Annotated in this window: 8 protein-coding genes; 6 read left to right on the top strand and 2 right to left on the bottom strand. The window is 59.2% G+C overall.

What is annotated here, in order from left to right; all coding sequences use genetic code 11:
* Position 1: 1 nt before the first annotated feature.
* The gene (locus G6N64_RS10845) at positions 2–502 is read left to right on the top strand and encodes a hypothetical protein (protein ID WP_163796894.1); all 501 of its coding nucleotides are present in this window, start codon (positions 2–4) and stop codon (positions 500–502) included.
* Between the two features lie 695 nt (positions 503–1,197).
* On the opposite strand, the gene G6N64_RS10840 is transcribed toward G6N64_RS10845, so the two are convergent.
* Positions 1,198–1,380 (bottom strand): hypothetical protein, encoded by a 183-nt coding sequence (locus tag G6N64_RS10840; protein ID WP_163796893.1) that lies wholly within the window; start codon positions 1,378–1,380, stop codon positions 1,198–1,200.
* Positions 1,370–2,260, bottom strand: coding sequence for a sigma-70 family RNA polymerase sigma factor (locus G6N64_RS10835; RefSeq protein ID WP_163796892.1), 891 nt, complete (start codon positions 2,258–2,260; stop codon positions 1,370–1,372). Before G6N64_RS10835 ends, G6N64_RS10840 begins: the two co-directional genes overlap by 11 nt.
* Before the next feature lie 466 nt (positions 2,261–2,726).
* On the opposite strand from G6N64_RS10835, the gene G6N64_RS10830 reads away from it, so the two are divergent.
* Genes G6N64_RS10830 through G6N64_RS10810 form a run of 5 tightly spaced genes read left to right on the top strand, consistent with a single transcriptional unit; the run spans position 2,727 to position 11,917 of the window.
* Positions 2,727–4,340 carry a nuclease-related domain-containing DEAD/DEAH box helicase gene (locus G6N64_RS10830; RefSeq protein WP_163796891.1) on the top strand — a complete coding sequence of 538 codons (1,614 nt, stop codon included), beginning with the start codon at positions 2,727–2,729 and terminating at the stop codon, positions 4,338–4,340.
* Positions 4,340–7,486 (top strand): helicase-related protein, encoded by a 3,147-nt coding sequence (locus G6N64_RS10825; protein ID WP_163801591.1) that lies wholly within the window; start codon positions 4,340–4,342, stop codon positions 7,484–7,486. Before G6N64_RS10830 ends, G6N64_RS10825 begins: the two co-directional genes overlap by 1 nt.
* On the top strand, positions 7,483–9,291 hold the full coding sequence (drmB, locus tag G6N64_RS30075; RefSeq protein WP_163796890.1) for an MrfA Zn-binding domain-containing protein: 1,809 nt from the start codon (positions 7,483–7,485) through the stop codon (positions 9,289–9,291). The genes G6N64_RS10825 and drmB overlap by 4 nt, the downstream gene beginning before the upstream one ends.
* A complete protein-coding gene (locus G6N64_RS10815) occupies positions 9,291–10,400 on the top strand; it encodes an AAA family ATPase (RefSeq protein ID WP_163796889.1) in 1,110 nt (369 codons plus the stop codon). The genes drmB and G6N64_RS10815 overlap by 1 nt, the downstream gene beginning before the upstream one ends.
* Positions 10,397–11,917: a hypothetical protein gene (locus G6N64_RS10810; RefSeq protein WP_163796888.1), complete on the top strand. Its 1,521-nt coding sequence runs from the start codon at positions 10,397–10,399 to the stop codon at positions 11,915–11,917. Before G6N64_RS10815 ends, G6N64_RS10810 begins: the two co-directional genes overlap by 4 nt.
* The last annotated feature ends 249 nt before the right edge of the window (positions 11,918–12,166 follow it).

Here is a 12,166-nt window from a genome sequence, read left to right as displayed (position 1 = left end):
CGTGCCCGCGAGCGGTCCTCTGCACCCACAATCCGACTACGGTGCTGCGATCGATGCGACCTTCGAACTGAATACAGTGCCGGTCTTCGACATCGTTTTCCACCACAAGGCCGGTGGCCGCGGGAGCGAGAGATCCGTCAACGCCGACTACCATCAAGGTCTTGAGGTGTTGCTCGGGCGGCTGGCTCAGCTGCAGGTAAGCATTCTTGGCATCGCAGTGGACTCCGGCGTGGCTCGCGAACTCGATCCCGCTGATCGCGAACTAGTTCTTGATTTTCCAATAGAACTCCGTCCCGGAATGAGCGTTCATGGATTGCGCCTCATGATCACCCGCGCCCAGAAGCCGATTGCCAGACGCGCGAACGCGAAACCTGGTGGTGGCAACGATCAAAAACGCATAAAAATCACTTTTACCGTAGACAACCTGGCGTTGAGCTACGATCGGCTGCTAGAGCTTCTCGTTAAAGGCAGCGGAACACGTGGACATTCAAACGTTCAATAGATCTTTCTTCCCACCGCAATCCGGACCCAGATCGATCCCCGGCACCAGAGTCGCGTCAGTAAAGCGGCAGCACCTCTCAGCTACGTCCAACCCCGCCGTTGTTCCCGAGATTCTGCGAGTTAGCGAGTTACGGGGATACGAACTACTCACTGATCCGATTCCGAGTCTGCGTTTCGAGCCTCAATAAGCCACTCCGGATTTGATGGCGATTCAGAAAGAGTCGCACTGCGGTCCGCATTGAAAGCGCTGCAGCTCACGCCGCCAAGTGCCATCGTGCTGCAATCGAAGGGCACCACGACGGCAATGCACGCCGGCCCGACTCCGCTCATGATCAAAAAACGGACCGGGCTACTTGCCGCTGCCCAGAGGCGGCTGCAGCACTTTTCAGGTTACTTATGTCAGACACTCCGACCACTAAGTCCGCAGTCATTGACGACTTGGTAGCGATCTCGTCAAGGCGCGATAACTCAGGGAAAACCACCCTCACACAAGTTCACCGTTTCAGGTGGGTTCATGCAATGTCCTTCGTAAATCGGCCATTGTTTCGCTGACAGCTCGGTAATGCAGCGCTTCCACTTGCGCAGAAAATGATCAATCAGGACATCGATGCGCAGGACCATTCGAACCATTGGCTTCGTTGTGCGGGCACCAAGGCCCCCTAGAACCGGCGCCCTCTTTGCGGAGCAGAAACGGCGTTACTCCGGCACCAGCAACGCTTTTTTTCCAGTTGCGCCGGAATGGCGGCCGGCGGACCACGCCCGGATACCCGAGTAGGTCTTCGCACCCGCTAAATCGTCGAACATGGCGAGGCCGAGCCGCCGCTCTCGGCCATCATCGGGCTGAAGCGTCTGGTTGATTTTCAGCACTTCAGACGACACCGTCGGCCCATGCCTCCAAGTCCACGGGCATCAGCAGCGGACCGAAACCCCGTTCACCCAGCAGGCCAGCCAGTTTTTCCTTTACCTTTTTTTCAATTTGCCGCACACGTTCGCGGGTAACCCCTATTTGTGCACCGATCGCATCAAGCGTCTGTTGTTCGGTGTCATGAAACCCGAATCGGAGCTTGACGATCATTGCTTCTCGGTCGGGAAGTGAATCCACGACTTCTCGGATTTCATCGCGAATCGCGATCTCGACGAGTACCTCACCAGGGTCAGCCGTCGCCCGCCGGTCATCATTCACAAAGTCTGCCAACGAAGATGATCCATCGTCAGAAATTGGCTTGTCCAAACTGACGACTCCGGCCCCCAACCTGAGCGCTTCCCGCACCTGCTCTACGTTGACGCCTGCTTGCACAGCAATATCAGCTATACGGACCTGAGGGTTCTCGTCCATCATGCGGGCTCGGACGGCCAGTATTTTGTGGACCTGTTCGTGGACGTGAACGGGCAGTCGTATCGCACTTCCGAAGTTGGCAACAGCCCGCTGCATGGCCTGATTGATCCAGTGGGTCGCGTACGTTGAAAACTTCCACCCAGCGCTTCCGTCGTATTTCTCAACGGCTCTATGCAGGCCCTCATAGCCAGATTGTTCGAGGTCATCGGCCTCGAGCCCCCGTCCCAAGTACTTTTTCGTGAGCGAGGACACCAAGCCGCGATTATGCAATATGAAGGCGTCGAACGCGCGCGCCCTGTCATCTGTGTCGGCGCAGCCGGCACGAAACTTTCTCGGCAACGGCTCTGACAACGGAACACCTTCCCCGCGCATCATGATCGCCAGCCCCACCTCTTCCCGCGCTGTGAGCACACGCTTACGCACACTCACACTCCTTCGGTCAGCGGCAAGTAGCTCACGCGCCTCGTCTAGTTCGCTAACCGCTCCGGCCTGAGGGTGGGGGGTCATTACAGCTAGATAGACCGCCGCGGACGCGTTCGACTGACTCGGCTGGAGAGACTGTGTACCGCTTGCAACGTGGGGAGCCGCGGGGGTTGGCTTGGAACGTTCTTTCGCGGTCTGCATAGTTGGTGCCGGCCGAGTGACGCTAATACCTATTTCCGCGAGGGCCCGTGCGACGGCAGATCGATGGGCATCGTCCGCATTGAACATCTCTAGGATCTGGTCGAGCGACTCCCCGCTGACGCTGCCCGCCTCAAGATACGCGCCCACACGCCGAACGATCCGTTGCATCAGTTCTGAGTCCAAGTCGTTCCCGTCCATGCGCATCAGTTTGCCCTGAACCACCGACACTGTCCGGAGGTACCGGACAAACGCCGAATCGCAAGGCATGATGATCTCAATGCGGATGTTTCCTGAAGTAGTCGATCCCGCAACCTCAAGCGAAGCCGAGAAGGCCCTATTTCGAAGGCTCGCGATCCTCGACTCACCTGAGTGGGCCTATGCGATCCATAGCCTCAACCTCGCAGAGCACAGTTGGAAGCGCGTAGGCGAGATCGACTTCCTGCTGGTGGGCCCCAAAGGAATCTTCGTTCTAGAAGTCAAGGGCGGCCAGGTGACGACCGAGCGCGGCACTTGGAAATACACGAATCGGTACGGCAGGTCGACGGTGAAGAAAGCCAGCCCGTTCGCCCAAGCAAGTTCGGCAATGTTCGCGCTGCAAAATCGACTCGAAGAGCTAATCGACCCAGGTTTGGTCGACCACACGACATTCGGGTACGCAGTTGTCTTTCCGGACCAACACTTCGAATCGCGGAGCGTGGAGTGGGCTGACGAAATGGTCCTCGACAAGACCCAGCTCGATCGACCCGATGGCGTCCTCCGATCGCTCAACCGACTTGCCTCGTATTGGCGCGCCAAACCCGGGAAACGCGATCGAGTGCTCAGTGTCGAGAATATCGAGCTGTATCGGGACGCGATGCGCCCCGACTATGACGTTGTACCGACTCTGCAGCGACTGGCCCTTGCCGCCGAGCAAGAGCTTGCGGAACTGACGACACGGCAGTACGCGGCCCTCGACGCACATGATCGTAATGACCGCATCCTCTACGAAGGAGGGGCGGGTACCGGCAAAACCATGCTCGCGGCTGAGGTATGCAGGCGTCGCGCGCGCGCCGGGGACCGTGTTCTGTTCACCTGCCACAGCCCGGTCGTAGCCGACCTCGTCTCACGCCAACCCGGCTTGGAGCAAGTAACGGCGGTTCCAATTGGGGCCGTCGACGAGGCCGCACCGACGTTCGACGTGCTTGTCGTTGACGAAGCCCAGGACGTCATGAATGTTGACCAACTGCTGATGTTGGACTCTCGCCTCAGAGGGGGCTTTCAGGACGGCCGGTGGTACCTCTTCTTGGACAGCAACAACCAACGCGGGTTGATCGGCGCCTACGAAACGGACGGAATCGAGTATGTACGTGCCGCGCGACCGGCAGTCTTCGAACTATCCGACAACTGTCGGAACACCGCCACAATTGTTGCGGAGGTCACGGCTCTAACGGGCGCTGATGTCGGCGTATCGACCGCTGGCATCGGACCCAAGGTCGAGCTGATTCCGACCAGCGGACGCCGGACGGCCGGCAAAGAAGCCGGCAAGATTCTGGACCGCCTCGCCGACGGCGGGGTGACTGCCGACCAAATCATGCTGTTGTCACCGCTGCCCCTCGCCGAATCATGCTTCAGCACAATGCCTGCCAAATGGAGCCAGCGGATCGAAGGTCTAGACGCGCGAAGTTGGTTCGACCGTCCTCAAACTCGGCTTGGGTTCGCTACCGTCGCCAATTTCAAAGGACTCGAAAGCCCATTCGTCATCCTCGGCGATGTGGGTCTACCCGAGGACTCCAATCAGCCCCAGCCGGAACTGTACGTCGGTATGACACGTGCCCGCGTTGGCCTCTACGTCGTAACCAACGGCCCAAACGAACCAAAATCTACGGAGGAGCGCCCGTGATGATTGCCGAAACCGACACGGACGACCGGCAGAGGATTCTCGATTACCTGCGCGAGCAATTGATTGGTCCTCTCGAAGGTGACACAGAGACCCTCGACGAGCCACCTCACCGCCGTTATCTCACGGGGATCCTTTTTCCTGAGGAAGCCAGTACCGAAGGCCAGCTCAGTGAAGACATCATCGACGAGGGAGCGGGCGAGTCCGGTGAGGACTCCACCGAAGACCCCATCGCCTTATCGACGCAGCAGCTACCCAGCGCTGTGGGCTTAAGTTTCGTGCTACCCCATTGGCAGGCATTTGATGTGGAACTACGCGCTGGCCGCTACGAGAAGAACGGTAAAACTTGGCAGCGGGTGCCGATCGACCTAAGTGGTAAGCGAGCGATCACAATCCAGCCGCCCGCAGAGCCCGGCCGTGCCGCATCCGTCAGGATTCTAAGCGGACGGGCCACACTCGAATCCCGATGGCGTCGGCTCGGCGACGGAGCGCTCGTTACGGTCGCTCTCGTCAATAGGAATCGCATACCGTCGGACGGCCGGATGGACCCCGCCGACTGTTTCCTGCAGATTGACATGCGGTGCCTTTCAGCAGACGGCTTCACCTCCTACCCGACCCCGGTACGCATTCAGAGCGGCGATGAAGAGGCTGAACTCGCCCTCCAGTACAAGGACGTCCCGACCTTCGCCGTCGGGCACGGTTGCGCCGCCGATTGGGAACAGGGTGTCGCCCGACCGATCTGGATCGAGACCAGTTACCTTCCGGCGCACACCGTGCCCGGTGTGGCGTTCACCATTGAAGGTGACGACGACCAGCAGAGACGACTGAATGCGGTCCTCGACCTCGAATACTTAGAGAGGGCCAACAGTTCGACGACGGAGGTGATTGCTTCACTCGACGCTTTTGTAGATGGCTATGACGAATGGGCGGTCGCCCAAGAACAGCTGGCAACGACATTGCCCACCCGTCATGCCGGAGCCGCCGAACGACTCGTCAGCCGCGTAGATCTAGCCCGCCGCCGTATGCGCCGCGGCATCCGACGGCTCGAACAGGACGAAGTTGCACGTGAGGCGTTCGCGCTTGCGAACCGAGCAATGCTGATTCAGATGGTGCGGAGCGGCGACCAATTCGCCGGGCAACGACGCACCTGGAACGAAGCTGGCATCCCCAAGCCTGTCTACAAACGCACGGGCCGGGCATGGCGACCCTTCCAGCTGGCCTTTTTACTCCTCACGCTCGAGTCAGCAGTGGATGAGTCAGCCGACGACCGAGACCTGATAGACCTGATCTGGTTTCCAACTGGCGGCGGAAAAACAGAGGCGTACCTCGGATTGATGGCGGTGACGGTTTTGCACCGCAGGCTCACACTCCGCGACGCCGGTGCGGGCACCACTGTAATCACGCGATACACGCTGAGACTACTGACCAGCCAGCAATTCCAACGCGCCGCAACTCTGATCTGCGCACTTGAATCCATACGTCGAGAACAGCCGGAAACGCTTGGCACATCACGTATTTCAATTGGCGTCTGGCTAGGCGGCAATAACAGTCCCAACAGTTACACCGACGCCGTCGAACTAATTGAGAAGATCAAGAATGACGAGTTCACGAGCACCAGCTTCCAGGTTGAGACATGCCCTTGGTGTGGCACGGAGATAATTCCAAGCGGACCAGCACCGGAGGAAGCGTGGGGCGTTAGCGCCGCCAACGACTCTTTCCGAATGAACTGCCCCCAAGTCATGTGCGATTTTTACAACGAGCTACCAGTATCTGCAGTCGATGCTGACCTCTATGACCGTCCACCGACCTGTCTGATAGGGACAGTGGACAAGTTCGCGCGGCTGGCGTGGGAGCCTAAGGCCGGCGTATTCCTCGGCTCAGGGTCGACGCCGGGTCCCTCGTTGATCATTCAAGATGAGTTTCATTTGATCTCGGGACCGCTGGGCACAATTGTCGGCCTCTACGAAGCAGCATTTGACGTCGTAATGTCCAGCCATAATGCGCGCCCCAAGGTTGTCGCCTCAACGGCAACCATCCGTCGAGCAGAATCGCAGGGGGCAGGGGTGTTCGGTCGACCCACAGCTTTATTTCCACCTGCCGGGGTCTCCGCGGACAACTCCTACTTCGTCCGCTACGACAGCAACAGCCCAGGTCGCCGCTACGTCGGGTTGATGCCGCAGGGGCACACGCCGTTGACAGCGATGGTTCAGCTGTCTGCGGCACTGCTGCAGTCCTCAGAAGAGCTCGACTTCGCACCGCCCAGCGACGACGCATATTGGACTTTGGTGGCCTACCACAACAGTCTGCGTGAGCTTGGTAAAAGCGTCACTCTGGCGCACGACGACATTCCCGCCCGTATTCAAGTCATTGCCAGCACCGAGGACGGCGCTCGTCAACTTGGCGACGACGACATCTTGGAACTCACCGGAAACGTGTCGCCGGTCGAAATTCCTCGCAGTATCGAAAAGCTCAAGAAAAAGAAAGGCGAAAAGGACGCGGTCTCATTCGTCGCCTCTACCAATATGCTATCCGTCGGTGTCGACGTCCCCCGCCTCGGCGTGATGCTTGTCGTTGGCCAGCCCAAGACCACTTCGGAATATATTCAGGCCAGCAGCCGAGTCGGCCGAAGCACTCCTGGGCTTGTGGTGACCTTATACTCGCCGTCCAAGCCGCGTGACCGGTCCCATTACGAATCGTTTATCGCCTACCATTCGGCGCTGTACCGTTACGTCGAACCGACTTCAGTCACACCGTTCAGCGTGCCAGCGCGGGCGCGAGCTCTACACGCCGGTTTGGTCGTCCTTGCACGTCACGCCTTTGGGCTCGCGGAGAATCCCCAAGCCGCAGATTTTGATGGTTCCGACCAGACCATGAGCGCCCTCATCGACGAATTCCTGCGGCGCGTGGCCGTAGCGGACCCGACCGAACGCGACAACGTCGAACGTCACCTCAACGAACTCGCGGCAGACTGGCAACACCTGGCCCAAGAGGCGCTTGCTACCGGCGGCCTTCGTTATGCGGGCGGAGGAAAGCAGCACGTCGCGCTACTGCGGAGATTTAGTCAGTCAGGCCCCGGTTGGCCAACCCTAGATTCCATGAGAAGTGTCGATACCGAGGTCAGAATGCGAGTGAGGGGCGAAGACGGATGAGCGAACGGAAGGTGAGACGCTCCCAGACGATTACACCCTTCGGTGTCGGAGCAATAATCGACATCCTCGGGGAATCCTTTGTCGCTGAAGACATCACAAGATGGCGGGGCCGTAAGGTCGTCCTCCGCGGCCCACGGATAGCCGCACATTTCGGAGTCGACGAGTTGCGAACAGCGCCTCCCGTCGAGGACCAAGGCTCGAGCCTGCCGTACTTCCGCTTCCCACAGTGGCTGTTCTGCGGCTTTTGCCGAAAGATGACGCGCTGGAGCACTAAGTCGGAGCAGCCCGGCAAAGCCCCACGCTGCGCCTCATGCAAGCGCAACTCCCAACTCGTGCCAATGCGCTTCGTAACTGTGTGCGGTAACGGGCACCTCGACGACGTCCCCTGGGTTCGGTGGGCTCACTCAGACCCTAAGAAGCGCGACCAACGACAATGTGGTCGTGAGGAACTCACATTCACTCACGTCAAGAACGTCGGTGGCGGTCTGGAGTCGGTTGAGGTGCGGTGCGCCTGTGGCGCAGCACGTAGCCTGAAGGACCTCCCAGGCCCTGACGCCATGAAACGTATAGGTATCAAGTGTCGCGGTCGGCAGCCGTGGCAGTTCGAGAACGAATCTGAGAACTGCCTGCTTGCTCCGGTGGTTCTGCAACGGGGCGCATCCAGCGTCTACTTCTCTCGAACCGGATCCGCTTTGGACATCCCACCCGACAGCAACTGGCTTGAATTCGGCGGGCCCGCAAGCAAAATAAGGCATAACCCAAACTTCGGGCTGCTCGAGTCGAATCCCGAGCACCCGCTCGCAGAGGGGCTCATCGACATGATCGTCCAAGAAGAGAAGGTCAACGCCGCGCAGGTACGTCAAGTGCTCAGTGAACGGTTGGGCCGCAAGCAAATTCCACCGAAAGACGAAGACCCTACTGGTGACATTCAGGCTGGAGAATGGGTGGCTTTGACCTCGCCGCTGAACAAGCACGACCCACGGGACAACTTCATATCGCGCGAGGCGCCGTTCCCCGACCCCGCGGGACACGCAGAACTGCAGCAGGTTGCCGATGAGTTACACCGACTCATCGACCAAGTGGTCCTAGTCAACCGATTGCGCGAAGTTCGCGTACTGAGAGGATTTCAGCGGCATACGATGGAACGGGAAGTCACTCCCAGCCTTGGTAAGCGCGAGACGTTTCTGCCGGCTATCGAAGTCTTCGGCGAAGGTGTCTTCATCCGCTTCAATGAGAATGCACTGTCCGCGTGGGAGAAAGGCACAGATGTCCTCAGCCGAGCAGACATCTTGAAGTCGCGCCTCGCAGGCAGCACAACAGCGCGCTGGCTCGACACCGAGATAACCCCAAGGCTGATTCTGCTCCATTCATTCGGCCACGTGCTTATGCGCGCCATGGCGTTCGAGGCCGGCTATTCCTCGTCCTCCCTGCGCGAGCGCATTTACAGCGCGACCGGCGAGAACGCTCAGGCCGGGGTTCTGGTCTACACCGCCGCCGGCGATTCGGAAGGCACGATGGGCGGATTGGCCCGTCTCGGCGAAGCCGACCGCCTGGTCCCCATCTTGGCGTCCGCGTTGGCAGCTACACAATGGTGCTCGCTCGATCCGGTCTGCGGGGAATCCCGCGCTCAAGGTGTGGACGGCCTATCGCTAGCTGCCTGTCACGCATGCGCCCTGGTCAGCGAAACCAGCTGCGTCCTCGGTAACGTGATGCTTGATCGAATGATGCTTATTGAGCCCGGGTACGGCCACCTAGCGCCTGTCATCGGTGCACTTCTGGACGCTCAAGCGGAAGGCCTCACCTAATGCTGGAGCTGCCCGACTTCAACGATCTCTCCGCCGAACAGGACGACGTTCTCGACCTACCGCTCGACGCGTCAGTGATTGTGACCGGCCCTCCGGGGACAGGAAAGACCATCATTGCCATCTGGCGCGCGAACATGCTGCATAAGGCCAGGCGCCCCACATTGCTCTTGATGTACGGGAAACTGCTTTCGACCTACACGGGTGCCGCGGTCAAGGAACTTGATGTCGACAGTTTGGTCAGCACTTACCACAGCTGGTTCCCCACGTTCTACAAACAGGCTTACGGGCAAGCCCCACCCAAGGTAGATCGTTGGACATACGACTGGAACGCGTGCAAAGAGAAAATGATGAAATCTCCAGTGCCCAAAATGCTTCAGCGCCACATCATCGTGGACGAGGGGCAGGACATGCCGAAAGACTTCTACCTCATGCTCCGTATGGTCAGCCGCAGCATGACTATTCTGGCCGACGAAAACCAGCGGATCACTGACGATCAATCCACCATTGCCGAAATCACGGCGGCCAGTGGCGTCAAAGAAGTTCGTACCTTGACCAGGAACTTCCGGAACACACGGCCCATCGCCGAGTTCGCCGCCCAGTTCTACGTAGGGCTCTCGTCGGGAATACCCGAACTCCCCGCTGAGTCTCGAGCTGGCGAACGACCGGTACTCCAGGGTCACAAGGATCTCGCCGAGACCGTGCGGCAGATCATCAGCTACGAAAGCACCTTCCGGGATCACACAATTGGGGTGCTGGTACCACAGGTTCGGCTGTTGAAGAGCCTCTACAATCGCCTCAGCATCAAGGCCAAGAAACCCGTTCAGGCCTACGTCAGCGAAAAGCAGAACGGCGGGCTACCCAATCTCGACTTCGCAAAGCCCGGCATCAAACTTGTAACTTGGGCGAGCGCGAAGGGCCTTGAGTTCGACACAGTCTTCCTTCCGGAATTGCAAACGGTGAAAGGCGACCCTAAAAGCGAGGAACTCCGGATGAAAATGTACGTGTTGTCGTCACGGGCCAAGCAACGTCTGTTCCTGTCGTACTCAGGAGAAGGAACCCCTCTGTTCGTTGACTCTCTTCCCCTGAACTTGCTAGAGGACCGCCGATGACCGGTCACCGGTACTTGGCAGTGGACCGACGCAACCTCTTCTCCTGGCTGTCCCGCGGCTTGATTGTGCCGCGCGCGCTGACGGACAAGTACCGGTCCGACGCCTTGGACACACCAGTCAACGCGTTGCCTATGGCGGCTGAGGCGGCGATTGGTTTCCTCAGCAGGTCGGCGGAGTATCCGGTGTGTATCGAGCTTGATCCGCGAGTGGATTTGGCACCATTGACCGCGGAGGCCGGTTCAGCGGTGGTTTGGGCCCGAGGCGCAGTGTCGACGCGGCGGATCAAACGAGTCCATGTCCGTACTGAGAGCGATCTCGACGAGATGCGGGCACGCGCGTACCGCGGGTTCGATGCCAACGAACTCGACATCCTGGTCAGCCCGAACCTGTTCGTCGGCGACGACCTGACGGCCGAGTGGGTTCGCTCAGGAGAGCGCAACGACACACAATTGGACGGACGCAACCTCAGACTGCGGGAATGCGTTGCCGGTGCTGTGATGTCAATGTTCAGCGGTGTTACTCAGTCTGTGCCGTTCCATGACCAGTGGCCAATTCACGACGAAGCAGAAGACGTCGTCCGCGCTCTTGTGACGTCTGCGCAGTCCAGCGGTCTCATAAAAGGGCAGGATGACGCTGTCCTGTTGCACGGGACACTGCAGGCTATCTTCGACTTGGCCGGCGAGGGTGACATCGTTCCTTCAGAACTCCTTACCGCCATTTCCGCGACCTCACTCGATGCGCCGATCGCCGGACTTGAAAAACATCTCGACCGTATCCTTCAACTAACCCAAGGCGAAGACGAACTCAAGCCGTTCAAGGGCCGCGGCGGGTTGCTCACAACAAAGGCGCTACTGCTGTACCTCCTTAGACCGGACCCCGAGGCCGTCCGCGGATGGGCCGATGAGGACCTGAATACGGAGGTTGAGGTGCTGCAGTTGAGTCGCCTCCTCGCAGGTTTCGCTAGCCGGTACGGCGGACTACCGTCGTCACTCCGAAAAGGAGCACAAGGCGACGAGCTACTCGATTGGACCGCGCGTGGATTGCAGCCTTCTGACTTTTTGATGCCGACCGTAGCGAGGTCGATTCCAGCAACTAGTGCGGACGCCAACCCAGCGGTTGACGCTCTAATTAGGAACGTCGAGGCTGGCGAGCATACACAAGCGTTGGCCGTCGCCCACGCGCTCGGATGGAGCGATTGCCTGCAACTCCAAGTGACCGCTCACAGCTTCCAGACGGGCACGACAGACGGAAAGATCGACGTGAAGTTCACCCCTGGTGCAACACTGACGTGGTCGCTTGTGCCAGAACGTATTGCAGAACGGATGTCAGGTTTGACTGATGCCGAACTTCAAACCGTACTCAAGCCGAGGCGCGCTGCGGTTCGACGACCCTCCGCTAAGTCCACCCGCGGCGTCACCGCACCAGCCGATGACAAGAGGGCTCAGGACCAGTCCGAAGTGCCGTCGCTACCTACAGCCGGGGAAGAGGAAGCTATCGGGCGGCCCAGCTGCCGCTAGGGCTATGTCGACTCCGCCAACTGACACCCAAAAGGGGTACCTGAAGGGTAGGTCTGTCTGGTTCTTGGGCCCGTCGTCAAGCCTGCATCAGTCAAGAGTCGAACGGTGGCGTGCAGTCCTGATTCCACATCGGCGGCGCTTGCACGCCGCTGATGACGGCAGCACCGACGAAAAGTCGATCACCACGCACTTCTTGCAGCGGTGAATGCCTAGATAGATGAATGAACCCGCATCGACAGATGCATATGC

Origin of the sequence: Mycolicibacterium sediminis (assembly GCF_010731735.1) — a bacterium.
Classification (GTDB): Bacteria; Actinomycetota; Actinomycetes; order Mycobacteriales; family Mycobacteriaceae; genus Mycobacterium; species Mycobacterium sediminis.
The sequence above is the reverse complement of the archived record's forward strand: the minus strand, read 5'-3'. Positions and strand labels throughout refer to the sequence as shown.

Excerpts from the sequence above, each read along its gene's own strand:
- G6N64_RS10830 (WP_163796891.1), top strand. The coding sequence starts at position 2,727 with ATGATGATCTCAATGCGGATGTTTCCTGAAGTAGTCGATCCCGCAACC.
- G6N64_RS10825 (WP_163801591.1), top strand. The coding sequence starts at position 4,340 with ATGATTGCCGAAACCGACACGGACGACCGGCAGAGGATTCTCGATTAC.
- drmB (WP_163796890.1), top strand. The coding sequence starts at position 7,483 with ATGAGCGAACGGAAGGTGAGACGCTCCCAGACGATTACACCCTTCGGT.
- G6N64_RS10815 (WP_163796889.1), top strand. The coding sequence starts at position 9,291 with ATGCTGGAGCTGCCCGACTTCAACGATCTCTCCGCCGAACAGGACGAC.
- G6N64_RS10810 (WP_163796888.1), top strand. The coding sequence starts at position 10,397 with ATGACCGGTCACCGGTACTTGGCAGTGGACCGACGCAACCTCTTCTCC.